Genomic DNA, 25,001 nt, shown 5'->3' with positions numbered 1-25,001 from the left:
AATCCGCGACTTTTGCAACAAGCCGTGATCGAGATGCACTACCCAATCAACGAGATTTTCCAGACCATCCAGGGGGAGGGCATCTTTACCGGCCTGCCCGCCATCTTTGTTCGCCTGCAGGGTTGCCCGGTGGGCTGCCCCTGGTGCGATACCCGTCATACCTGGGTTGTTGATCCGGCTCGTGAAGTGGGCAAGGCGGCGGTGCTGGATCGCTCCAACGAATCCGATTGCTGGAGCCAACTCAGCACCGCGCAGATTATCAAGAGCTTTACCGATCTGGGTTATCAGGCGCGCCATGTGGTGATCACCGGTGGGGAACCCTGCCTCTACGATCTGCACGAACTCTCGTCAGCCCTGCTGGCGGCGGGTTATCGGGTGCAGATTGAAACCAGTGGCACCAGCGAGATCAAGACTCATGAGCAGACCTGGGTAACAGTCTCCCCCAAGATCGGTATGAAAGGGGGGCTGCCTGTGCTGGTCTCGGCGCTGGAGCGTGCCAACGAGATCAAGCATCCGGTGGCCACCGAGCACCATATTGAAGAGCTGGATGCGCTGCTCGCTACCGCTACCCTGCGCCCGGACGTGGTCATTGCCTTGCAGCCGATCAGCCAGAAACCACGGGCCACCCAATTGGCGATGGATACCTGTATCGCGCGTAACTGGCGACTCTCAATCCAGACTCATAAATATCTGGATATCGATTAATATGGATTGGCTATCCGACGAACAGGTACTGCTGACCCTGACTAACAAGATGCCTTACGGTAAATATCAGGGGCGGCGTATCATCGATATTCCCGAGCCCTATCTGGTGTGGATGGCGCGCAGCGGTTTTCCGGCGGGTAAATTGGGCCAGACGCTGGCGTTGGCTTACGAAATCAAACTCAATGGACTCGAGTCCATGATTATTCCCATTATTAACAGGATGTCGGTATGAGAATATATACGAGGCAGGGCGACAAGGGCATGACCCGGCTGGCCGATGGTATCCAGTTGCCCAAGGATCATTTGCGGGTCGAGACCTACGGTTATATCGATGAGCTCAACTCCCATATTGGCTTGCTGATTTGTGACGTCCTGTCGCAAGAGCTCTACTTATTGGCTGATTTACAGCTGTTGCAACAGGAGTTGTTTGATCTGGGAGGCGAGTTGGCATTCTCCAGCGGCGCCCAGAATGAATCAATTTGGCAAGTTAATGCCGCCTGGACCACTCGCCTTGAACAGCAGATAGATCGTTATAGTGAGCCATTGCCGCCGCTGCGCCAATTTATATTGCCCGGTGGTTCCCGTGCCGCGGCGCAAGCACATGTGGTGCGTACTCTGGTGCGTCATTGCGAGCGCTTGCTGCTGACATTGAGCCGGGAAGAGCGGGTCAATCCCGAGGTGCTGCCCTATCTGAACCGGATGAGTGACTGGTTCTTTACCGTTGCCCGCTATCTCATCTGCGTGGCAGGGGATCGTGAAGTGCTGTGGGTCAAGGCAGCAGATCGCCCGCAATCGGCTATCTGATATGTCACATTTAAGCGGCAATAAAAAACCTCGCCTTGGCGAGGTTTTTTATTAGCAACGAGATTGAGATCAGATAGCAAAGTCTTCCAGTGATTTGCCTGCTGCCACTGCGCTGGCAATAGCCGAAGGCATACGGCCCTGGCCGGTCCAGGTTTTCTCTACGCCATTATCCTGATAGCGATATTTGGCAGGCCGTGGCGCCCGCTTGGCTTTTTCTGATTTGCCGGGGTTGGTAGCGACAGCGCTTACCAATTCTGCCGGGTCAATACCGGCGGCTTTCAGCATTTCGCTATATTCGTTAATTTTCCGCAGATGCTCTTCACGGGCCTGACGCTCGGCAGCTTCATCCTGCTGACGTTCGGCAACGATAGAAGAGAATTTTTCCAGTGCCTCTTCCAGTTGTTCCAGAGGAAGTTCGCGGCAGGTCGCACGCAGACTGCGGATATTAAGCAGTACCTTTAAAAATTCATTCATAGGAGTTACCACGTCGAGTCAGAGAAAAATATTATGTTCCCGCTGATTCTTGCGTGGCGATTTAGATAAGTCAAGCTGTGTTAAATATTATATCCGTGGAGATCATCAATACAGATATTTAATATGGCCAGCAATAGGGCTTGGTAATTGGACGCCAATGAAGCCGCAGTAGGTGAAAATAGCGTCAAAGCTGGCGTTATTGCATCATTTGACTACCATTTTTCGACCTTGATATGTTTATCGTGACTATTTAATCAAAAAACTTGCTATAAGCTGCCATCTCGATAAAATGTCTGGCGAATACCTTTAAGTAGAGGCGCGCTGCCTATGAGTATTTGTGCGGAGGGTGATGCCTGTGATGCACAAGGAAAGGAGTCAGCGCCGAAGTGGCCAGGCCATCATACCGGGCTGCTGGTTCTGCATCTAATAGGTGCAGGACTGCCATAGTCATCCACTATGGAGCGCTACCTGAAGGGGCTGAGGAGTATGACCTCCCCATAGGTTTTGTTTCTTTAGATCCTCTCGGTAGATCTCCACCTGTAATCTTTAGGTGCAAAGAGATCATGGACATTAGTCATTTCGCCGACTCCGGTTGGTCTGTTCTTCCCCCCCTGTTAGCTGTCGCGTTGGCGATCCTGACCCGCCGCGTACTGTTGTCCCTTGGTGTGGGCATAGTCACCGGCAGTCTGCTGCTCAATCAGTTTTCGCCCCTCGAATCCCTGCATTACATGTTGAATACCGTGCTCAAGATCTTCTGGGTCGATGGCGCGCTCAATCGTGACAACGTCAACATGATCCTGTTTATGCTGCTGCTGGGTGGCCTCATCAGCCTGATGAGCGTCTCCGGGGCGACCCGTGCCTTTGCCGAGTGGGCCGAGCGTCGTGCCAAGACCCGCAAGGGCGCCAAAGCTCTGACTGGCATGATGGTGTTTGCCTTCTTTATCGATGACTTCTTCCACAGCCTGTCGGTGGGGGCCATCTGCCGTCCGGTCACCGACCGCTTCCAGATCTCCCGTGCCAAACTGGCCTATCTGCTGGACTCCACCGCGGCGCCGGTCTGCGTGCTGATGCCAATCTCTTCCTGGGGCGCCTATATCATCGCTCTGGTTGGCGGCATCATGGCGGCCCACGGTCTGACCGAACAGAGCCCCATCGCGGCGTTTGTCGAGATGATCCCGATGAACCTCTACGCCGTCTTTACCCTCATCATGGTGCTGGTGGTGATCGCCTGTCAGCTGGATATCGGCCCGATGCGTCAACACGAAGCGTGGGCGCTGGAAGGCAAGCTGTGGGATGAGTCCAAGGGCCGCCCCATCGGTCTGGATATGGAGAGCCCGGAAGAGAGCAACGGCGGCATGATCGATATGGTACTGCCGATCCTGACCCTGACCGCCGCCACCATCTATTTCATGATTGATTCCGGTGCTGCGGTGCTGAGCGAGAAAGGGCTGCCATTCAGCGTGCTCGGCTCGTTCGAAAATACCAACGTCGGCTCTTCGCTGGTCTACGGTGCCCTGTGCAGTCTGGTGGTCTCCATCGGTCTGGCGATGCGCCTGAAGCTGGGTGCCAAGAACTGGATCAAGGCCGCTCCGCAAGGCGTCATGGCCATGCTGCCAGCCATCAACATCCTGCTGTTTGCCTGGACTATCGGTGCCGTGGTGCGCGACGTTGAGACCGGCAAGTATCTGGCTTCGCTGGCTAACGGTAACCTGCCTATTGAAGTGCTGCCCGCCGTGGTCTTTATCCTCTCCTGTGCCATGGCGTTTGCTACCGGCACCAGTTGGGGTACCTTCGGCATCATGCTGCCGCTGGCCGGTGACATGGCCGCCGCCAGCGACATCAGCCTGATGCTGCCGATGCTGGCTGCGGTACTGGCTGGCTCGGTGTTCGGGGATCACAGCTCACCCATCTCCAGCACCAGCATCCTCTCTGCCACCGGTGCCGGCTGCCATCACATCGATCACGTGATGACCCAGCTGCCCTATGCGCTGGCCATTGCCTTCGGTGCGGCCATCGGTTACCTGGCAATGGGCTTGATGCACTCCAGCCTGGCCGGTTTCAGCGTCAGCGCCCTCTGGTTTGTGCTCTTTACCAGCTATCACCTGAAAAAGGCCAAAGCGCGGCCAGAGCTGGCCACCGCGTAACATTTATAGAGCAAGGGGCCCGCGGGCCCCTTGGTTTTGTCAGGGGCTTTGGTTAGCATGCGCCCCATAAATTCAGTTTCGGAACAGTATCATGGCTTCACTGCACTACAAATTTGCCACCATGAATTCAGGCAAATCCACCCAGCTCATTCAGGCGCACTTCAACTATCTGGAGCGGGGCATGCATCCTCTGGCGATGACGCCAGCCATCGATGACCGTTTCGGGGTCGGGGTGATCAGTGCCCGGGTTGGCCTTGAACTGAAGGTGGACGTGTTTAGCGATAGCTGTGATCTGTTTGAAATGGTGAAAGCGCGCCATGCGAAGAAACATATCGATGTCTTTATCGTGGACGAGGCCCAGTTCTTGACCCGTGAGCAGGTCTACCAGCTGGCCCGCATCGTCGATGAGCAGGATATTCCGGTGATGGCCTATGGCCTCAAGACCGATTTTCGCGGCGAGCTGTTCCCCGGTTCCTACCATCTGCTCTGTCTGGCTGACAAGTTTGAAGAGCTGAAGAGCATCTGCTGGTGTGGCAACAAGGCGCATATGAACTCCCGGGTCAATGAAGCGGGGCAGGTGATGCGCGATGGCGAGCAGGTAGAGATCGGTGGTAACGATCGCTATGTGTCGCTTTGCCGCAAGCACTATCTGGAAGGTCGGGCCTACAAGTAAGTCGGCTGCGATATTTGAATCGTCGAGCAGGGCGCCAATCTGGCGCCCTTTTTATTTTCTCCAACTTGTATCGCTGTGGTTCAGTCGATCTCGATATCCGCCGGCGCAATGATGGGGTCGGCCACCGGCAGGCGTTGAAACAGCTGGCGAAAATGGTGCTGTACCCGGCCGATATCCACCAGTGACATGCCGGAGGCAAAACCGAACCAGACATAGAGGCCGGTGAGATCGCGAAACATCGGCGGCAAATAGCGGGGAGCGGCGATCAGCCCCTCCAGATAGTGCTGATAGAGCACCGGAATGTCATCCAGTGTCACCTTGCCGACAAACAGCATCGGCAGGATTTCGGGCACCCCTTCCAGTACGGCGCTGCGGATGAAGTTGACCGTCTCCACATAACCCCTCACATAGGAGAGATCCTTGGTAAAGCAGGCGCCGCCGCCCACCATGCCGCCACGAAAGACCCGCAGGGTGATCTTGTAGGCGTCGTGCTCGCTGGTGCCCTGCCGCACGAAGTGCTGAAACACCTCGAGAAAATCGGCGCCGCGCTCGGCCATGTCGATGGCCATCACCCGATCGGAGATACGCTTGGCCCGATCCGGAAAGGAGCTGAAGGTGAGGGTCTCTATCAATACCGCCAGCCCCTCCTGACAGGCGGTGATCCGCGGTGAACCGGCGCTCAGCCAGGTGGCATAGGGCTGCTGGCGACCGTTGAGGGTGGTGCCGACATGAACCCACCCCTCATGTACCTCCAGCACCTGCAAGTCGAGCTCGGAGAAGCGGGCGTGGGAGTTGAGCTTGATGTAATCGCCGCCGGCCGCGGCGTCCGACACGATGCCATCGCTCAGCTTCACTTGCACGGTGCCGTCACTGAAATAGCTCGACAGCTTGCCCTGCAATTTGGTCACTGCCGCTTCCCCCTCGAACTCCTTGGGGTAGGGGCGCACCAGATGGCGGGCGCCGGGCAGGGAGAAGATGTCGCACAGGCGGGAGCCCAGCTCCTTGAGAGTCTTGCGATCCCCGCGCAGGTGATCGTTGGCAGAGCCATAGAGCAGCTGGCTGTAACGCTGAAAATCGGGTTGGCCGCGCTGGCGCAGCATCTCGATCACCACCATGTACTGATCGACCGTCTCTTGCAGGATCCGGCCAAGATCGTCCTGTGGCCCCAGTTTTCTGCGGATCCGCTCCCGCAGCTCCTTGAGCTCCAGATACTTGTTGCGGGGATCGAAGCCGAGGGGGAGGGCATCATAGAAGTGTCTGTCGATAGCGGGCAGCTCCCTGCCACCGCTTGCCAGAAAGCGATCCTGCAGATGGCGTGGCCATTTGATGGCATCCAGAATGCGGATGGGTTTTTGCAGGGTGAGCAGCTCATCCGAGAGTGATTTCAGATGAAGGCGATACTTTTCTTGGATAGTCATGGGGCCCCCTGTGGGGCAAGCGTCATCGTGGATTTGGCTGAGTATATGCATAGCGCTTGCCAAAAAAAAGCGAGCCGCAGGGTTATCGGGTTGGCGTGCTTTTTGTTGATAGCAAATTGGTTTAGACTGAGCCCCTTGATCCCAATCTTGTCGTGGAAATGATGAATATCCCCAGCTCCGAAATGATAATGCGTTGGTTGCAACAGGCTCGTATCGAGCACTATGTCTGCGACCAGTGTCACGGTATCCACATTGTCTCTTTGCAGTCGGTCGATGGTATTCAGGAGAGCCGGATCTTCGTGGAAGAGGAAGGCCTGCTGTTCTCCTCCGAGCTGGAAGTGCGCCCCTCCGCAATGCTGCCGCTGGTTGCCGAACTGGGCCGACTCAATATGCAGTACCCCTCCCTCAAGGTGTTCCTCGATATCATCGATGACAACCTGCCGCGGCTGGTGGTCGGCCACACCGTCTTTACCAAGGCCGGACTCAGCGTTGAGCAGTTCCTGCTGTTCGTGCAAAGCACCATCGCCGCCACCCACGAACTGGTTGCAGAATGTGAACGTTCCGGCTTCCTCAACCTGCCGGAAATCCAGGTTGCACCGGAATCTGTGCATTAAGTGTTCGAACGGTTCGCCAGGTGAAAAAAGCCGTTGACGCGGGCGGGGCTTTCCCCTAAATTACGCCCCGTTCCAGCGCGACAGCGCAGCGAACACAGTGTTGGCTGAACACGTTAAACCACAGACAAAAATTTGGTGAGGTGTCCGAGTGGCTGAAGGAGCACGCCTGGAAAGTGTGTATACGGCAACGTATCGAGGGTTCGAATCCCTCCCTCACCGCCAAATTGCAAAGCCCTGATGGAAACATCAGGGCTTTAGTTTTATGGCGCAATCCCGAGCGGTTGTCAGCATAGGAGTGCAAACCCTCATTGTTGATAGCCCCGCATCTGGCTGAACCGCTTGGGCAATCGCAGTGAAAAGCCTCGGTGACTTTGACGCCACGGCCAACCCATTGGTCGATCCTTTTAAAGTTTCCACCCGATTCAGTACAAGGGCCTCTCGCAAGAGAGGCCCTTTTCATTGCTCGCTGATTTGCCCTGCTCGGTACTTAAAAGGCATTCCGTGGTGATACCGGTTAATGCTCCACAGTCAGCGGATCCGGGGGCAGGTTCAGATGCTTGGTGATGGCCTGATAGAGCTGGGGGTAGTTATCGTCAAAATGGTGTCCTCCCGGCAGGGTGACACTGGTGACGTTGGGTTGGTTGAGACGGGGGCAGAGGCGGTCGTCGTCATCATCATCGGCACCTTGCAGGCAGAGCATCGGCAGATCGCGGATGGTCTTCACCTGCGGCTCGGTCGGATAGCTGCGCGCCTTGTGGGTCAGCATGTCGCTAACGTGGATCTCGAAATCCGAGCTGGTGGAGGGGGAGAGCATCACGGCCCCGACCAGTCCCTGACGATAGTGCTCCGGCAACCGGTTGATGACGAAGGGGACAATCTCGGCACCAAACGAGAAGCCGACCAGCAGCCAGCGGGGGCGCTGCCAGCGAGCCTGATAATCATCGAGGATCCGCTCCAGATCGGCGGTCACCTGCTCCGGGGTTTTCTTCTTCCAGTAGTAGGTGAGGGAGCTCCAGCCCACGACCGGCATGCCGTGCAGCTGAAACTGGGCGCTCAACCCCTTGTCGAGGGCCGCCCAGCCACCATCGCCGCTGAGAAAGATCACCATGGGAGCATCGGATCGCTGCTTGACCGGCAGCTCAATCAGGCTCAGGTCATCCTTGACCGGGGCGGCGTGCGCCGCAAAAGATGAAACGGGCAGTACGAGACTGAGTAACAGCAATATCAAGGCTCTCATTGGCCATGCTCCTATTTCTTGATCAGCCCCAGCGGGCCGCGGCTAATCAGGGTGATCAGGTGAGTCAGGGTTCTGGGTAGTACCAGCTTGCTGCTGCAGAGCAGGTAGCGGGGTTCCCAGTCGGGCGAGAACTTCTCTTTGTAACGGCGAAGCCCCTGAAAGTTGTAAAAGCGGCTGCCACGCACGAACAGGGTGTTGCCAAGGCGATCCCAGTAGCTGCCGAGCGGGTGGTCATTGAAACCGGACATGGGGGCCATCCCCAGATTGAAGCGGGCGTACCCCTGCGCTTTGCCCCATAGCAGTAGCTCGACAAACAAAAAATCCATGATGGGAGCGGTGCCGCTATCAAGGCTGTAGCGCATCAGATCGATGGAGAGGCTCTCCTTGTTGTCGCTTACCCAGAGGTTGGCAAAGCCGACGATCTGCCCCTCGTGGCGCACCAGTGCAGCCGGGCTTAGGGTTAGGTAGTCGGGAGCAAACCGGCCGACCGAGAAGCCCTTCTCCTTGCCCATCTTGCTCTGCTGCCAGGTATCGGAGACGGTCTGTAACCTGGCCATCAGGGGAGCCACGGCGCCTGCCTCGACCACCTCGAAGGTCAACCCTTCCCGTTTGCCCTTGGCGTGGCTCTGGCGCAGGTTGCGCAACCGACTGCCCGCCAGATCGAAGGTAGCCAGATCCACCATCGCCTCTTCACCAAGCTTGAAGGGGATCAGCCCCAGCTCCAGATAGAGTGGCAGATAGCGGGCCGAGACCTGATAGAAAACCGGATTGGCGTCGTGCTCGTCGCACCGCTCGCGAAATTGCCAGAGCAGCTCTTCGATCTGCTCCGGGCGACCGACCGGATCCCCCATCACAATCCAGCTATTGCCCTCGATGCCATACATCAGGAAGGCGTCGCCGGCGGGGTGGAACAGCAGGGACTTGTCCTGCAACTGGGCCAGATAGCCGTGGGTCCCCCCTTCGCGCACCACCAGCTCGTGAGCGCGCGCCAGCGTCTCCTTGTCCGGCTTTTCACCGACTACGCGCAGCGGTGCAAGCAGCTGGGCAACCCCGGCCACGGCCAGCACGGCCACCACGCTCCCCATGGCTCGCAGGCCGCGGGCAGCCCCGCCGTGGGGCGAGAAGTGGAACCAGAGGGCGTGGTCATACTCCACCTGACGGTATGAGAAGAGCAGCAGCCACAGGGCTCCCAGCAGCACGGCGCCGACTGAAATGAGCCAGCCCGGGGTGTACTGGGGATAGAGCAGGGACCCCTTGCGATAGAAGAGAGAGCGGCAGGGGGTCATGATGAGCAGGAAGCTGCCGAGCAGCAGGGCTGACTCCCAGTCTCCCCCCTTGAGCAGCGAGAAGGCGATCCCCAGTGCCAGCAGCAGCTGGGTGATGCGAAACGCGGCGTCGTGACGGCGATAGAGGCTGCGAGCCAGCAGGATCAGGAGGATACCGCTCACACTGCCGAGCACGTGGGAGAGCTCGAGCAGGTGGAGCGGCAGCACCTGCAGCCACACCTCGATGTGGCTGCGCATGGTCGGGATCATGCCCGAGCAGAGCAGCAGGCTGCCGGTGGCAAAGGTACCGACGCTGATCAGGGCGGGCAGAAACTCCTGAATGGCGCTCATTATCCCCTGCAACCGCTGCCAGCGCGCTTTTTGTTGCAACATCTCTTGGCTGGTAAAGAGCAGCAGGGCGCAGAGGAATGGCAGTACGTAATAGATGCAGCGGTAGAGCAGCAGCGAGGCGAGCAGCTTGTCGGCCGGCAGGTAGTGGGCCAGCAGCAGGCTCATGCTCGCTTCGAACACCCCGATCCCGCCCGGCACGTGGGCCAGCACCCCGAGGAAGCTGGCCAGTACGAAGGCACTGAGGAGCACGGGGTAGGGGACGCTATCTGCGGGTAGCAGCACAAACAGCACGGCGGCGGCGGCCATCCAGTCCGCCAGGGCGACCAGCAGTTGCAACAGACGAACCTTGAAGCCGGGCAGGGTCAGGGTGTGTGTTCGCCAAGAGAGGCGTGGGGCTGGCCAGCAGAGGTAGCTGGCCACCAACAGCAGTGCCATCACACCCGCCAGCCTGAGCAGGGTATCAGCCCACTGCGGCCAGTCAGGCAGCAACTGTGATGCATCGCAGGTCAGTAGGGCGCTACCTCCCCACGCCAGCAGGCCGAGGAAAAAGGCGATGGAGCAGAACAGCACCACGCGGGCCACTTCTCCGGTGGTGAGCCCCAGTGCGGAGTAGAGGCGATAGCGTACCGAGGTGCCGGTCAGCAGGGCAAATCCCAGGGTGTTAGAGAAGGTGTAGGCGATAAAGGAGGTGACACCCACCTGCTGCCAGGGGAGGCGTTTGCCCAGCGCGTGCAGCGCCAGCATGTCATAGCCGCAGAGCAGGCCATAACTGAGCAGGGTCAGCAGCAGGGCGCCAGCCAGGGTGGGCAGCGGTTGTGACCAGATGGCGATACGAATATCGTGCCAGTGCCATGAATGGGTCAGGTGATACAGCACGGTCAGTGCGGTGCCCAGCAGCAGCAAGCTGCATAAGGGGCCTAACCATTTAACGAGATGACGCCACATGCCATGTTCCTGTGGTCATTGACCGTTTCCCGCAAAGTGGGAGCCGGGTCGTGGATCCGGTTTGGACGAGGGAGGCGCTCGTCAGGAAAATTTCGGGAAGAGATGGAAAGGGAGGCGTCAGCCTCCCTCTGTGTTATCCAGTGACCGGTTGGATCACTTGGTTTTCGGCGCGACTTTGACGGTAGGGGTCTTGGCGTGGGTGGCTTTATGGTGTTTTTTCACCACCTTGGTCTGGGTCGCCTGCGGTGTGGCTGTCTTGGTCGGGGTGGCCGCCATGGTGAAACCGGAGGTGAGGGCGAAGACGGCAGCCAGGGTCAGGGGAATGATCTTTTTCATGTTCAATTTCCTTATTCGGGTTGATGTTATGGAGCGTTCTCCATGACAGTCATCCTATGACGGTTGCGGCGGCCCTTCAGTGAGCGGTTGGTGACGGTTTGTATCCAAATGTACAGGCAGGGTGAGGCAGAAGCGGGCGCCGTGGTCACTGGCCAGCAACGCCACATCCCCCCCGTGATGACGGGCAATACTGCGCACGATGGCCAGTCCCAACCCGGTGCCGCCGGTGCGACGATCCCGGCTCTGATCAAGGCGCACGAACGGTTCGAAGGTCTGGGGCGCCAGCGCCGGATCGATCCCCGGCCCATCGTCGCTCACCTCCAGCAGATAGTTCTCCTGCAGCCGCGAGATGGAGAGGGTAACCTCGCTCTCGGCGTAGCGCAGGGCATTACCGATCAGGTTCTCCACCGCGCGCGTCAGCAGACGCTGATCGCCGCACCAGGGCATGTGACGTGGCGGCAGATCGAGGGTGAGCCTCTTTTCGGGGGCCAGCGCTTGCCAGTCGCCGAGATGCGCTTGTGCCCAGTGACTGAGCTCCAGCTCGTCGCGCTGCAACGGCAACTCGGGTCTATCCAGCTTGGCGTAGGTGAGCATCTCTTCGATAAGCGAGTCCAGCGCCCCCAGATCCCGCTCCAGCGCCTGCTGCTCCTGCTCAGCAGGGGCAGGATCGAGCATGGCAAGCCGATAGCGCAACCGGACCAGCGGGGTGCGCAACTCGTGGGCGATGGCATCGGTCAGTTGCTTGCGGCTGGCAATCATGGCCTGCAATTGGGTCGCCATTTGATCGAAGGTGCGTCCCACCCGGGCCAGACTGCTGCCCGGCGGCAGATTGGTTCGGCAGGATAGATCCCCATCGCCTACGCGACGAGCGGTTTGCTCCAACTGTTGCAAGCCGCGCCAGTGGGGACGCAACCAGAGAAGGATGGGCAGGCCGAGGGATAGGCCGATCACCAGCAACAGCCCCACATCGACCCAGTGCAGCTCGTGCAGGTAGGAGAGGTAGGGAACGGGGCCGACAATCAGCACCCGGTCGGTATCGGGGATGCGCTGCAGGAAGGTGTCATCCTCCTCGACGATGACAATATTGCCAGCGGCCAGAAAGGCCTGATCCTCGCTGGCCAGGGGCTGGCGCACCAGCTCGCCGATCTTGAGGGGGAGGGTAAACTGACTGCTCTGCTCGGCCAGCCGACCGGGCCAGCGCTCTGGCGGGGTTCTTGCCAACTCGCCGGTCAACAGGCCAAGGGATCCCTGCATCATGCGTTCGAGATAGCGATCACCCGCCCGTTCGGCGGTCACCTGATAGACCACACCCACCAGCAGGATGGCGAGGGTGAAGCAGCCGATCAGTAACAGATAGAACTGGATAAAGAGGCGGCGCATGGCGGTGCTCCCGAAAGAGGGTTATTCCCAGGCGTGGGGGACGAAGAGGTAGCCTTTCTGACGCACCGTCTTGATCCGGGTCGGGTTGTCGGGGTTATCACCCAGCTTTCGGCGCAGGCGGGAGATGGCCACATCCATGCTGCGATCCTGGCCGTCATACTCCCGGCCGCGCAGGCTGCGAAAGAGGGCTTCCCGACTCAAGATTTGGCCCGCGTGGCAAGCGAGCTCCCACAGCAGATCAAAGTCAGCGGTCGAGAGTGCAATGCTCTCGCCATCGAGGCGCACATCTCGTCCCGGGCCATCTACCCGCAGCCGACCAAATTGCAGCTGCTGGGGAACGCTGCTGGTGGCTGCCGGTTGGGTTGATGCTTGCGGGTGCTGGCGAAACTGCACCCGAAGTCGGGCCAGCAGCACCGGTGGTGGTGTCGTTTTGAGGATGTAGTCGTTGGCGCCCAGCTCCAGACTCAGGATCTGATTCATGTCGCTATCCAGCGAGGTGAGCATTACGATGGGGCCGTCGAAGCGTGGCCGAAGATCCCGACAGAGGGACATGCCATCTTGCCCCGGCAACATGATATCGAGTAGCACCAGATCGGGCTGTTCGGCTTCTACCCGGGCCAGTGCCATGTCCCCTCTGGGCTCAAGGATCACGTCCATATCGTGGCGACCGAGCCAACTGCTGATGAGCTGGCCAATCTCGGGATCATCTTCGACAAAAAGAATGCGTTGCATAGAAAAGCTCCAACGGGAAGCAGGAGAGAAGAAGAGCGATCAGCATATCAATGGCGCTTGGGAAATACAGAAAAAGAACCGGGCAGGCTGGTGTGTGGGGGAGTGTGGCTGTGTGTATCGATGGGGAGGCACACATCGTGACAAATGGGCAGAGCCGCCTTTATCGGTCTGGAGGATGGCCTTGCAGACAAGGCAAGGTGTTGCCTGGCACAAAACAAAAAACCGGCCAAGGCCGGTTTTTTGCGGAGCAGACCAGAAGTCACTGCACCAAGTCGATGGACATCACCTTGCGGCGATTATCGACAGAATAATGGGGTGGCTGATGGGGCTCGAACCCACGACAACCGGAATCACAATCCGGGACTCTACCAACTGAGCTACAGCCACCACTGAAATCTTCATCAACACTCGCCAATCCAGAAGAAAATGAGAGCATCAATGGCGCGCCCTGCAGGATTCGAACCTGCGACCCACGGCTTAGAAGGCCGTTGCTCTTCTAACCCCTTTACTTATGTTACCACAAGTTACTACTAAGCGCTTTATGGTGCGGATGATAGGCTGATAAATCGTGTAAATCAACAAAATTTTATAGATTATTGATTTGACCAACCCCCTAGCAGATCTTACCATTAAGTTAACACATGGAGTGTCATGTTAAATGGTGGTTGCTTTGAGGTTGAAAGAGAATTCTCCTATAGGTAGGTCTCATGTTGTGGTCATCCAGAGGTTGGCTGATGTCTCAACCATGAAGCTACCAATGTTATACTTGATTACTCCAAACGGGCTTTCTGTTTTCTGGCCTCTCGTTGAGTACCTCAAAGCTCGTCCGAATACTAGCTTGTCATGGGCGAGACAAACATCAAGAGCGCTGGGCCTGCTATATGATTACTCCGTTGCTGTTGCCAATTTAGGTTTATCAAGACAAGAGATTTTTCGGCGGTTCTCGCTATCCCTTTGTCACGGCACTATTGATACCGAGACCTATCAAGACAAGACAGGTCTTTATTGGGCCCCTGGTTCGGTTTCTGTGCAAAAAAAGATGTGCTCTAGCATAACTAGGTTTATCGCTTGGAAAGATGAAACCAGCAGGAAAGATGATCCGGTTTTCCTTCGGTATTTAGAAGAAGTCCCACCTAGCCTAAAGAGGCTGCTGACGGCTAGTAAAATAATAGCCAGTAAATCCATGCTGTATCACACCAAGGACGTCAAAATGCTGGCGGAAGGGTTGGATAAAGCGAGACATTTTTTTGGTATGGAATTGGGTAATGATCCCCGAGAATCGATAGGTAACATTCGAACTGTCAACGACTTCCCTTCAGAGCTAATTCCTCAGCTAATAACACACGGCTTCATTCGTGATCCTCATGCAACTGATCCATTTGAACGAGAGGACATGACGGCCAAAATGATCACTATATTGCTTGCGGGCGGTGGGCTTCGAAAAGGGGAGCCATTTCATCTCTGGTTTAATGATGTCATGCCTGAACCAGCGAAAGGATGCACAGTTACCTTATTTCATCCATCAGGCGCACAAACAGGCCTTAGAGGCAACAAACAAACCAGAGAACAGTACTTGGCACAGAGGAAAATGTTACCTAGAAATCGGAGTAGTGCTAGCAAAAGTCACCATGCTACCTGGAAATCTCTGGCCGTAGATAAAAAAACGCTGTCAGCGCCTGTTTATTTCATACATGAGTCGTACTCGTTCTTGTTTTGGGAAATGTATTTACTCTACATGAACCGTTATCGTCCATTACTAATGGAGAGCTACAAGGCTAATCACGGAACCGAACATCCATTTTTATTTTTATCTAATGGTGAAGATCGTGGGGCAGGCATCAGCTATCGAGGTGCTCCTTACTCAATGGCTGCATTCGATAAATCTTTTGAGAGGGCTCTAGGGCGGTTGGAGAAAAAACTTGGGCGGAAGTTGCCGCGTGGTCGAGATTATGGACTCAATCCGCATGCGTTACGGCACCACGTTGGACATGTAATGGCCGAAGCTGGAGTTGAGCCCCAGATAATTAAGGATGTAATGCACCATCGAACCATCGAACCATTGATGCTCAAGAAGTATACAAAAAACTACCACCAGATAAGGTTCAGAAGATCTTGGCCAGTTACACACTTAGCTCACAACTAAACAATATAGGAATGGTCAAATGAAATTGCGCGGTATCAGTGCAAGAAATGGCAACGCAATTGAACAAAATGATGAAATAGCCCTATCTGTGATGGTCATTTCCCCTTTTGCTGCATCCAAGGTTTCAAGAGAGGCTGAAAATGCTTTGGAGCGTTTGATAAAAAACTACAAAACATGTAAATGGATGATAACGTCTGAATTTTTTTACGCTAGGTATGGGCAGTCGTACATACCCAAAAATTTAAGAAGGCTACTTGTCCCAAAGTCAATAGTAGATAGGCTTGAAAAGGATATAGCCTCTCATGGGGTTGCTAATAGCCCAAAAAGCGAGCGAGCAAGAGCCACTCTCGTCAATAATATTATCACTGCTGCGAGTGAACTTCTTTTTCTGATGGAGAGGAAATATCTTAATGACGTCACTATGGAGGACTGGGAGGAGTTTTTAGCTCCTATAAGAACAGCTGACGGTGACCGGTATATTAATGATCTAGGCATTCATGATATAGCAGGTTTAAAGGGGGTAGCTCAACTACTAACTTTAATGGTAAAAGGGTATAACTTCTCTAAGGCGATTCACGTAAAACGCTCAGATAAAGTCAACAAAGGCGAGGATCTTCTGGCTAAGCCTCCTGAGCATCTTGTTTCATGGGTTGAGCGTTGGAACCACTATATTGAATCAACTCGTAACTATACGCTAAAAACTTATCATACTGCATTTCATAGATTTCGTATCTTCTTGGAAGATGTCTATTTTGGCACCCAAATACCATCGCCAGAAGAGTTCTTTAGCTCACAACCACCAGTAGATTTCATAGCATGGTCGGAAGCAAAGTTTCATGAAAAGTTATTTTCCAGTGAGGCCGCTCTCTGCGATTTTGTAAGATACAACACGAATTTTTCCAACTGGTTTATCGAAACCTATTTATCTGACACCGAAGAAAATGGTGATAAATTTTCTGCCGCATACCCATTAGTTCGTCCGCAAGCACTTAAATCTTTTTTTAATTCGCATAAAAGTGATTTGGATGTGCCAGGATCTTCTACCAAGGAGGTTATGCCATTATGGCTTAGAATGAGGTTAAGGGATTTGCTCTCAGGAGAAGATTATGCATGGCCAAAAACATTAAGTAGTGAATATAGTGACCATTTAACAAACGAACTAGGTGAGCCTCTCTGGTTGCCTTCAGTTACATATATCTACCTGATGATGTTAGAAATTCCAGTTCGGCGTATCCAGTTGCTACGGTGTGATTCTGGAGAGGGCGATACTAAGCAATTCTCACCAGAGTTAAATAAATGGATTGCAAATAAATCAAGTACCGCTAATTTTTGGAAAAACGATCCTAAAGCTAGAGTTTATGACCGTGGTTTACTGAGAGAATCTCGCTCATTTGAAGAAAGTGACCAGAATCTGGTTCTTTACATAAACTCCAATAAAACAGCAGACAAAGATGTGGGGTTTAGTGAATTTTCTGGTTATGAAATTCCTTGGAAGCATCCAGAAATAATCCGTCTGGCAACAGAGTTAAGAGCATGGCAGGAAAAGTATAATCCGTGTTACAATCCTGTCTCTGCCAGAGAAATTCCAGATTCTGTATTTCCTCAAACAGCCAAACAGCCAATCAGGCTATCGTAGATAGTATTCCTGACCGTTTTTATCTTTTCCGTTCGGGCATAAACTCGAAACGAAGTGCTGCAACTAGCATGGTCCCTCCAACTGAGCGTTCTCTGGTTCAGTATTGGAATCTGGCAATGGCTGAACTGGAAAAACAGCTTAATGAAGAGGGACTAGATATCCAACTTGTTCTTAATTGGAATGAGGTTGGACAACCCCAATTAGTATTCTTTACACCTCACGGATTAAGGGTTGCGGGACTAACCTCACTGGCAGAACAAGGGGTTCCAATTGATGTACTTAGTAAGCTTGTTGCTGGGCACAAAAGCTTGACCATGACCCTCTATTACATAAAACATTCGGTAGCTCACGTCACAGAAATACTGAATGAGGCCAGTCACAATATCCTGCTAAGTGAACAGGAGGACTTTGCTCAGTGGATTAAGAGTTCTTCGTGGGATGAGGTGAAAAAATATGCAGTATATAATAGTGAAGATGCTGCAATCGCATTAAGCAGAAATTGTACTGCCATTGTCGGTATTTGGAATGCAACCCATCTAGGAATTTGCCCATACGGTGGTACGAGGTGTTACGATGGTGGAGAAGTTATTCGTAAAAATGGGAAAACTAATACTTATGGAGCAGTTTCAGATAAAGACTGTATTAATTGCCGTCATTTCATTACCGGTTCTCCTTGGAAAATGGAGTTGATAGTACACGGAAACAAATTACTACTTGAGATAGAGAAAAAGATAAAGGCAACTCAAGATGCCACCGAAAATGTGAATAAACTTCAGGTTAATTTGAGAACAGCCGTGAAGGCTGGAGAAAAGCCTGATGCAAAATTGAGGACTGATATTAACAAATTACACTCAATAATTGAGCGCCTTAGTAATGAAACAGATACTCTGATCCGTTCGCTTCATGCGACTCATAATCTCATCAGTAAAATTCGTCAGATACCAGATGGAAGTCCTGAAGGGGGGATTGATCTTGTTGTGCACTCACAAAGCCACTTCGATATAGAATATGCTGAGTCACCTAGCAATTTCAAAACACTAGATCTTGTTGTTCAGGCTAGCAGAATTTATATCAATGACCGTGATGAAAACTATGAGCGAGAGCGTGATGAGGTGATGAATATTATCCTTCTAAATAACGGATATAAGCCGCTCATGATGCTACCGCTGACAATAGATGAAAAACGGAGAGTCGCAGATAGCCTGGCAAAACTCCTTGTAACTAGAGCTACAGGAGAGGAAATAGTAGCATTGCAATCAGGTAATGTGACCCTGGAAGATCTTGGCTTTACCCCTAGTATGCCGCGTGAAATGGCAAGACTACAGTTATCTAGTCAGATTTTGCACAAGGAAAATAATCAATGACACCCGTAACAATTAGCCAAGTAGAGGATTTGTATCAGGAGCTGTCTAAAAATAGAAAAGCAGACCAAAGGAAAATGCTTGCAAATATCCATGAGGTTTGTGCAAAACTGGTAAAACAAGGTTCAACACCTTCTGCTGCATCTGTAGTAAAAATATTAGGAACACAAGGGTATAAGATATCGACTAGAACTATTTACAACAAGCGTAATGGCCAAAATCCTTATCCCATTTTAATCGATGCTTGGATAGAGGTTCTGGCTGCGAAGAAGGTTAAGATTACGGAGACAATTGATAATGGACTAATCCAAATTGATGAACAAGATCTAGCAAAAATTAGTGATCCAGTTCTTCAGCATAAAATGATGATATTCATTGGCCAAGTCCGCTCGCTAAAGGCTCAAAATGACGCATTGAGAAACATCGAGAAATTACCAGTTGTATCTATGGAGATAGGGACTACTAATTTGGTAGCAACAATATTGAGTGAGTTGAATCGGGAAATTATATTAAACCTGCTCAATCAATCCAACCCGAATATGTCCTTTAACAACGATGGGTGTCTGATAGCTAAGCGGCCGATTCCAGCAGGAACAGTACTTTCAGATCCAGGTTTAGTAGAGGCGTTGGAAGCAATTCTGGACAGCAAGATTTAGACTATAAGCAGATATGACTTATATACCATGATAGTTACATCATGAATCATTATCTTCAAAAAACTAGATATTAACGATGAATAAAATGAAACTGTATGTAATAGGTAATGGATTTGATGTTCATCATGGCCTTGACACTAGGTATACATCTTTTGGACTTTATCTCAAAAAGAACTACAGGGAAACTTATGAACTATTGCTCGACTATTACGGGTTTGCTGATTTAGACCCAGATTGTCCAACAACAATGTCAGACCCTTTATGGTCTGAATTTGAAACAAGTATGTCACTGCTTGATAAAGATTCTGTTTTGGAAGCAAACATGGATGCAATGCCAAACTATTCCTCAGATGACTTTAGAGACCGAGACAGATACACGCTTTTAATTGAAATGGAGAGAATACTTGGCCTTCTGACCACTGAACTGTATAAAGCATTCAAAGAGTTCATTTTGGCTGTGCAGTTTCCTATGCTTGATCATGGCCGTTCAGTAAATATTGATAGGGACGCTATCTACCTCACATTCAACTACACAGATACACTTTCTCAATACTACGCAGTCCCCGATGAGAACATATTATTTATTCACGGAAAAGCCAATGCACATGTTGATGAGTTAATTCTCGGTCATGGTGTTGACCCTGATAATTTCAAAGAGAAACCTGCTGAACCACCATCAGGATTGAGTGATGAAGACTTAGAACGTTGGATGGATTATCAATCTGATCAATATGACTACTCATTCGATCTTGGTAAAAATGCTATTAATCAGTATTTCTCAGCCACTTTCAAGGGCACAGATCAGGTCATAAAAAACAATGAAGACTTCTTTGCAAAGCTCGGCAACATTGATGAAGTATATGTTCTCGGTCACTCATTAGCTGACGTAGATTTACCCTATTTCAAGAAGTTGGTTCAATCAATCAGACCTGATGCTAAATGGGTTGTGACTTTTTATAACCCTGATGATGAGAAAAAACACGGTGACACTCTAAAAGGATTTGGAATAGCTAACGTTGCAGTTGTCAGAATGGAATATATATAAGAGAAACTTGGGGGATTATTAACGATTGCGGTGGATTACAATATTTCTTGTACAGATTTAGTCTAGCTACCACCTGACACCGGCCTTAAACCGGTGTCTTGTTTAGGCTACTTTCGGGTGTACTGCGATTGGTTACATAGGTCTGATGATTGCGTAGAACTGCTGGCTGCCATCGCTGATTAATGTGCAGGCTTTGCTGACGTTATTGAGCATTTTGGTGAGCTCTATCCAATAATGCCCTGATTACCACCATTTCTTAAATGGGTCGTCAAAATGGCTATCTCTACTAGCCTGACTCGTTAACTCCTTTTTCTCTTGTTCGTTCAAACTTACTAAGCTATGGAAAAACTCATTAAAAAACAATTCTGGCTTAAATAAATATTGTGTTGAATCAAGAAATCCATGATTCACTCGCATCGAGAGATACTCAAGTTTATCAATGAACCTATTGTAAACCCAGCCACTTCTATGGCCTTTATTCCTGGCTGCCTCTGCAAGAACCTCTATCTCTCGCGTCAAGAATGAGTTAACCAGCTCAGCCTGGGCAGGAGCATTTGCACACAATGTTTTAAATGAATCAACCCACCACCGCTTAAACGGAATAGAGGAAAATGCACAACTACCGCCAAGCCAGGGTGACCGATACCCAATATCTAATCTACGAGTCGCCTCGTTTGAAGACAAAGGGAAAAATTTTTCAATACTATCGAGCCGTGAGCTGAGCCTGAAGCCAGCTGTCCCCTCTGCTTCGTATACCTCACCAGTGTTGTAGCTGCCGATATGGTGGTATAGAACCGTACCCAAGGGGGCGCTACGTTGGTCTTCTACTAACTGGTATAAAGAAAAAGACCTACAATCTCCCAGATCCGCCCCTACTTTTAAATCCTCACACAGGCTAGCATTGGTAGAAAACGTACTATTGAATTCATTTATGATTTCGGAATACGTATCCATATGTCCCCCTACCTTAACTCACGTAATTAGTTATCATAAGCCTGCCTTGACCTTGATGGTAACCTTGCACTGGTCATCCTTAATCCCATAACCAGTACATCCCCAAAAGTCACCATACTGACCATTACGGATTTTCATTGGTCGTCCGCACTCAGGGCATATTTTAATTTTGCAACCACAAAGAGAATTATTACAAACACTCTCATTCCTTGTGTCAATTGAGGGTGAGTGGCATTTCTCACACACTCTAGCCTTTCCTACAGGACAGCCAAAACCTGTACTACATGCATAGAATTCACTATACGGCCCCTTGATCAACCTTAGATAGCCATCTGTACAGTATGGGCACTTGAACTTTTTTTTGGATTCCTCACTGAATGCCTTTGAAACTACATTTATCTTGTATTTTGGTGAGAGTAACTCCGTTACAAAATCGGATGGTGCTGTAGGATTGGCAATAATATAGACTTTCTTCCTTGCTCGGGTAATGCCTACATACAGGAGACGCCTTTCCTCAGAATGAGTATATGGGTCTAAAGACGGCAGCAGGGCTTCAACTACAAGGTTGTCTTTATTTTCATTAGGGAATCCCATCTTTCCTTGAAAGAAGCCGATCAAGATTCCATAGTCTGCCTCTAACCCCTTAGATTTATGGAAGCTCCAGAAGTTAACATTGCATAAACTATTAGTCTGTTTTAATGCACTCTTAGCCTCATTTAAAAGATAGTTATAACGAGCAATAACGGCGATGCTTCCAGTCGCATCATTCTCTCTAATCTTTTGAACAACCTCAGCGACTCTTTTATTCAAACCGCCTTTTTCTGGGGATTTGTCATCAAGCAGATAAATCTGTGAATCCTCAACCACAGTATGCGTTTTTATATACTTTTTATACTGTTCAGGATTTTCCATAATGAACTGACCAGCAGTATCAGCAATGCTATTGTTATAGCGGAAGGTCTTTTGTAGTTTCGTAAGCGTGTAGCTACCAACGATTTCACCAAAGCGAGTTGTTAGCTCTAACTTTCCACCATTAAATCGATAAATTGACTGCCAATCATCACCAACGACAGTTAGTGATGGCTGTGGCCCATTTTTAATGATGGTCTGAATGAACTCCATTCGAGCTGTTGATATATCCTGGAACTCATCAACCAGTATGCATCGCCATTCAGGAATATATTTTCCAGCATTCACCTCTTGAATCGCTCTGATTATCATGTCATCAAAGTCAATTGCATTCTGTTCTCTGAGCTCACTGATATATGCATGATGAAGCAAATCCAAGATTTCTGATAGCTTCTTGGAATGATGCACACCAGTAGCATCGAACCTACTCTGTATGGACTCTTTCGTGAGGCGTTCAACTCGAATGGATTGGAGGGCTTTTGTCAAAAGTTCACCCCAGCCTGTGATATGACCCATATCACGCAGCTTGCTGAACAGCTCATCAGGAGATAATGGATTAAGAATGACACTATTATCTAACAGCTTTTTCTTGAGGTTTTCCAGTAAGACACCCTCCATCCATTCATAATGGAATGTCTCAATTAAAACAGTTCCACATTCATTATGCAGCATTCTTTTATTATTAATGGACTGATTATAAGAAACACGATCTATATCCGGCCTGGTTTTTCCATTACGGTCTATGCCAAAATGTTCAATATAAAGTTCAGGTTCTATGATTTTAAAGTCTGGGCGATAGTCAAAACCAATATCGATGCGCCGTTTGGTCACATATGGAGACTCATACTTATACTCAACACCATTCTCATAAAGGAAATTCGCTATAAGGAGTTCCTGATACCCCTTAACTAGATCACTGTTGAGGGTTCTGAATTCGTTGTCCCTTATATACGCTTCATATTCTGATTTTGACTTGAAATCAAAAGGGTTAACGGGTTCTGGAAACAAATTTATAAAGTCATAAATCCTATCGATATCAGATAACAAATATCCCTCAAGCCATGAGGTGACCCATACTTTTAGCTTTATGTCATCATCAGTAAAAATAGATATATTGGTATCAACATTTGAATTGCGTAGAATCATTCTGCCTAAGGCATGGAAAGTAGCGATGTGTGGAGTTGATTTTAGTTCGATATTGGACTTCTTAGCCTTATCTGTAAGGCGTTCACGTAGTTCGCCCGCAGCGGTCTTATTATATGCAAGAACCAATATCTCCGATGGCTTCGCTAATCCTCGGTCTATCAAATCCAGGGTTTTAGCAACCATGACAGATGTTTTTCCAGTACCAGCTGCTGCAAGCACCATATTCCTATCATTGGAACGTAATACGCCCAAACGCTGTTCATTAGTTAATGGATTTGACTCTACGACATCAAAGAACTCTTTTCTTTTTATAAGTTGAGACTCTTCGTGCTGCTCACGTAGGTAGTCAATATTTAGAGGATGATATGAGATTAGAATTTTTACCTTCTCTATTAATTCAGGATTCAAATATCTTTCCCACTGTTCGCTCTGGGCCTCATAGTCGCGGCTCAATGACATACATATCTGAGCAAGATTGCTCACCCAAGAATCTCTTGGGTACTCGTCAAAAGCAAGAATATTAAACTCGGTAACTTTCTGCTCTATTGTTGTTGTAATATGTTTTGCTATTAAAGTATTTAGCGATTCAACGAAGCTATCTGAATCAGCACATCTAATAAATTTGTGTTTTTTAGTCTTACTTCCAATTTTGTAGGTAAGTATCCCGCCTAGAAATTTTCGTTCAAAAGTTGCAAAACTCCTGAAATCGGATGCAGAGTCATTTTCTAAAATAGTATCTTTTTTTGAGGATACTAAATTATCTCCCTGCACAACAATAGTATCTGAGCCAAGGATTTTTCCAATGAAATTAAATGATAGCTTGGCTATGGAATCATTCATTAACAACTCTCTAATTAATGCGTCATGCGACTTATTTACTTGCCCATAAGTTGTGGTGCCAAATGAGTGATATCGTAACAGATTACATGAGTGGTTTGGTCACAAACCTATGAGTAGAGAAAACTAGATGAGAGGGCGATCACACCGAGCTGAATCTAAGTTGTGGTTTGGGCTTGAGGAGCCAACTGGCTGCACACCAGGTGTTATCTGACCCCAAGAGCATGTGACATAGCATACAAGTCCAATGGGACTGGCAACAATGTAGCGCTCCATGCGGCCGCGTTGGCGACAAGCGGGAGAGCAGCGCGTATCCACGGTCAGCATCATCGTTGAAGATACTGCGATTCAGAGAGAGCTAACTGATAAAGCCAATAGAAAAGATAGAAAAGATCTTGATGAGCCCCTTCGTTTATGGCACGATACTGTCATGGGTACTTCTGCGCCCAGTTAGCCGACCTAGGCGAAGGTGTGTGACCAGCAGAGTGAAAGAAAATTCAATTAACCCTATTCTTCTATAGGGCGTTTGTCGGCTAGCGCATCTAAATTGATGAAGGACAGGCGTATCATGAAACACCAAAACGATCACATAAAATTCCCTTCTGGTAATACCGTCGAATTCTGCCGTAAAAAAGCCAAAAAGCTCGTCAAGGAAAAGGGAATAAAGCTAGCCCAAGCGTTAGACATCATGGCTGAATTCAATGGGATTTCTGGTGGGTGGCACAATGCCATGCAGCAGCTTAATAATAAGCTTCAGCCCTCTGCGGTAATATCACCTAAACTACCTGAGAAATTGGAAAAACTGTTTGAAAAGATTGGTGCAGCAATGCCTAAGCAGCCTGATCATGTTGAACAGTTGATTAGAGGTGCTGCAATGCCTAAGCTGCCTGCTAATGTTGAGCAGCTGATTAAAGATGCTGCAATGCCTAAGCTGCCTGCTAATGTTGAGCAGCTGATTAAAGATGCTGCAATGCCTAAGTTGCCTGCTAATGTTGAGCGGCTGATTAAAGATGCTGCAATGTCTAAGCTGCCTGCTAATGTTGAGCAGCTGATTAAAGATGCTGCAATGCCTAAGTTGCCTGCTAATGTTGAGCGGCTGATTAGAGATACAGCAATGCCTAAGCTGCCTGCTAATATTGAGCAGCTGTGAGGTATCCTGATTTTCACAGACAGTCCCGATTGTTACGATGAGACAATCGGGGGTATTGAATGAAATCGAGAGAACACTATTCACCA

General features: G+C 50.5%; 21 protein-coding genes, 2 tRNA genes and 1 riboswitch. Of the genes, 13 read left to right on the top strand and 10 right to left on the bottom strand.

Translation table 11 applies throughout. The features are described from left to right. Positions 1–33: 33 nt before the first annotated feature. Genes queE through ACW5W8_RS15270 form a run of 3 tightly spaced genes read left to right on the top strand, consistent with a single transcriptional unit; the run spans position 34 to position 1,509 of the window. Complete coding sequence (gene queE / locus ACW5W8_RS15280) at positions 34–705, top strand: 7-carboxy-7-deazaguanine synthase QueE (RefSeq protein ID WP_181363593.1); 672 nt, start codon at positions 34–36, stop codon at positions 703–705. 1 nt (position 706) lies between these two features. Continuing rightward, complete coding sequence (locus ACW5W8_RS15275; protein WP_005337126.1) at positions 707–937, top strand: DUF3820 family protein; 231 nt, start codon at positions 707–709, stop codon at positions 935–937. After that, on the top strand, positions 934–1,509 hold the full coding sequence (locus tag ACW5W8_RS15270; RefSeq protein WP_498628534.1) for a cob(I)yrinic acid a,c-diamide adenosyltransferase: 576 nt from the start codon (positions 934–936) through the stop codon (positions 1,507–1,509). Before ACW5W8_RS15275 ends, ACW5W8_RS15270 begins: the two co-directional genes overlap by 4 nt. Positions 1,510–1,578: 69 nt before the next feature. Here ACW5W8_RS15270 and ACW5W8_RS15265 read toward each other — a convergent pair whose 3' ends face one another. Then, positions 1,579–1,983 carry an H-NS family histone-like protein gene (locus tag ACW5W8_RS15265; RefSeq protein ID WP_498628533.1) on the bottom strand — a complete coding sequence of 135 codons (405 nt, stop codon included), beginning with the start codon at positions 1,981–1,983 and terminating at the stop codon, positions 1,579–1,581. A gap of 303 nt (positions 1,984–2,286) precedes the next feature. Then, positions 2,287–2,458: riboswitch (Lysine riboswitch) on the top strand. An 88-nt stretch (positions 2,459–2,546) separates the two neighbouring features. On the opposite strand from ACW5W8_RS15265, the gene ACW5W8_RS15260 reads away from it, so the two are divergent. Beyond that, positions 2,547–4,127, top strand: a complete 1,581-nt coding sequence (locus tag ACW5W8_RS15260) for a Na+/H+ antiporter NhaC family protein (protein WP_231721321.1) — start codon at positions 2,547–2,549, stop codon at positions 4,125–4,127. Positions 4,128–4,218: 91 nt separating this feature from the next. Continuing rightward, a complete protein-coding gene (locus ACW5W8_RS15255; protein WP_005351181.1) occupies positions 4,219–4,800 on the top strand; it encodes a thymidine kinase in 582 nt (193 codons plus the stop codon). An 80-nt stretch (positions 4,801–4,880) separates the two neighbouring features. On the opposite strand, the gene ACW5W8_RS15250 is transcribed toward ACW5W8_RS15255, so the two are convergent. Beyond that, positions 4,881–6,218 carry a flavohemoglobin expression-modulating QEGLA motif protein gene (locus tag ACW5W8_RS15250; protein ID WP_498628532.1) on the bottom strand — a complete coding sequence of 446 codons (1,338 nt, stop codon included), beginning with the start codon at positions 6,216–6,218 and terminating at the stop codon, positions 4,881–4,883. Positions 6,219–6,376: 158 nt separating this feature from the next. On the opposite strand from ACW5W8_RS15250, the gene ACW5W8_RS15245 reads away from it, so the two are divergent. Then, positions 6,377–6,832, top strand: a complete 456-nt coding sequence (locus tag ACW5W8_RS15245) for a type III secretion system chaperone family protein (RefSeq protein WP_005337119.1) — start codon at positions 6,377–6,379, stop codon at positions 6,830–6,832. Between the two features lie 134 nt (positions 6,833–6,966). After that, positions 6,967–7,054: transfer RNA gene (locus ACW5W8_RS15240), tRNA-Ser, on the top strand. Positions 7,055–7,346: 292 nt separating this feature from the next. On the opposite strand, the gene ACW5W8_RS15235 is transcribed toward ACW5W8_RS15240, so the two are convergent. The 6 genes from ACW5W8_RS15235 to ACW5W8_RS15210 all read right to left on the bottom strand — a co-directional run bounded on the left by ACW5W8_RS15235 (position 7,347) and on the right by ACW5W8_RS15210 (position 13,465). After that, complete coding sequence (locus tag ACW5W8_RS15235) at positions 7,347–8,069, bottom strand: AcvB/VirJ family lysyl-phosphatidylglycerol hydrolase (protein WP_498628531.1); 723 nt, start codon at positions 8,067–8,069, stop codon at positions 7,347–7,349. Between the two features lie 11 nt (positions 8,070–8,080). Further along, positions 8,081–10,630, bottom strand: a complete 2,550-nt coding sequence (gene mprF / locus ACW5W8_RS15230) for a bifunctional lysylphosphatidylglycerol flippase/synthetase MprF (RefSeq protein ID WP_498628530.1) — start codon at positions 10,628–10,630, stop codon at positions 8,081–8,083. A 153-nt stretch (positions 10,631–10,783) separates the two neighbouring features. Continuing rightward, complete coding sequence (locus ACW5W8_RS15225) at positions 10,784–10,966, bottom strand: hypothetical protein (protein ID WP_108542680.1); 183 nt, start codon at positions 10,964–10,966, stop codon at positions 10,784–10,786. Between the two features lie 54 nt (positions 10,967–11,020). After that, on the bottom strand, positions 11,021–12,346 hold the full coding sequence (gene rstB / locus ACW5W8_RS15220; protein ID WP_498628529.1) for a two-component system sensor histidine kinase RstB: 1,326 nt from the start codon (positions 12,344–12,346) through the stop codon (positions 11,021–11,023). Positions 12,347–12,367: 21 nt separating this feature from the next. After that, positions 12,368–13,078, bottom strand: coding sequence for a two-component system response regulator RstA (gene rstA, locus ACW5W8_RS15215; RefSeq protein ID WP_179901948.1), 711 nt, complete (start codon positions 13,076–13,078; stop codon positions 12,368–12,370). A gap of 311 nt (positions 13,079–13,389) precedes the next feature. Further along, a tRNA-His gene (locus ACW5W8_RS15210) sits at positions 13,390–13,465 on the bottom strand. Between the two features lie 370 nt (positions 13,466–13,835). Between ACW5W8_RS15210 and ACW5W8_RS15205 the strand changes: the two genes are divergently transcribed. The 5 genes from ACW5W8_RS15205 (at position 13,836) to ACW5W8_RS15185 (ending at position 19,919) form a co-directional block, all read left to right on the top strand. Next, positions 13,836–15,221 (top strand): tyrosine-type recombinase/integrase, encoded by a 1,386-nt coding sequence (locus ACW5W8_RS15205; RefSeq protein WP_498628528.1) that lies wholly within the window; start codon positions 13,836–13,838, stop codon positions 15,219–15,221. Positions 15,222–15,240: 19 nt separating this feature from the next. Continuing rightward, the gene (locus tag ACW5W8_RS15200; RefSeq protein WP_498628527.1) at positions 15,241–16,857 is read left to right on the top strand and encodes a VPA1269 family protein; all 1,617 of its coding nucleotides are present in this window, start codon (positions 15,241–15,243) and stop codon (positions 16,855–16,857) included. Positions 16,858–16,973: 116 nt separating this feature from the next. Further along, positions 16,974–18,221 (top strand): tyrosine-type recombinase/integrase, encoded by a 1,248-nt coding sequence (locus ACW5W8_RS15195; RefSeq protein WP_498628526.1) that lies wholly within the window; start codon positions 16,974–16,976, stop codon positions 18,219–18,221. Next, a complete protein-coding gene (gene gmtX, locus ACW5W8_RS15190; protein ID WP_498628525.1) occupies positions 18,218–18,874 on the top strand; it encodes a gamma-mobile-trio protein GmtX in 657 nt (218 codons plus the stop codon). The genes ACW5W8_RS15195 and gmtX overlap by 4 nt, the downstream gene beginning before the upstream one ends. Positions 18,875–18,959: 85 nt before the next feature. After that, the gene (locus tag ACW5W8_RS15185) at positions 18,960–19,919 is read left to right on the top strand and encodes a bacteriophage abortive infection AbiH family protein (protein ID WP_498628524.1); all 960 of its coding nucleotides are present in this window, start codon (positions 18,960–18,962) and stop codon (positions 19,917–19,919) included. A gap of 243 nt (positions 19,920–20,162) precedes the next feature. Here ACW5W8_RS15185 and ACW5W8_RS15180 read toward each other — a convergent pair whose 3' ends face one another. Both ACW5W8_RS15180 and ACW5W8_RS15175 read right to left on the bottom strand, forming a co-directional pair. Further along, entirely contained in the window at positions 20,163–20,873 is a 711-nt protein-coding gene (locus ACW5W8_RS15180; RefSeq protein ID WP_498628523.1) for a hypothetical protein, read from the bottom strand. A gap of 33 nt (positions 20,874–20,906) precedes the next feature. Further along, positions 20,907–23,768: a UvrD-helicase domain-containing protein gene (locus ACW5W8_RS15175; protein WP_498628522.1), complete on the bottom strand. Its 2,862-nt coding sequence runs from the start codon at positions 23,766–23,768 to the stop codon at positions 20,907–20,909. Between the two features lie 565 nt (positions 23,769–24,333). On the opposite strand from ACW5W8_RS15175, the gene ACW5W8_RS15170 reads away from it, so the two are divergent. Beyond that, positions 24,334–24,915, top strand: a complete 582-nt coding sequence (locus tag ACW5W8_RS15170) for a hypothetical protein (protein ID WP_498628521.1) — start codon at positions 24,334–24,336, stop codon at positions 24,913–24,915. Positions 24,916–25,001: the final 86 nt, after the last annotated feature.

Source organism: Aeromonas aquatilis (assembly GCF_054052405.1).
This window is presented reverse-complemented; position numbering and strand designations above follow the sequence as displayed.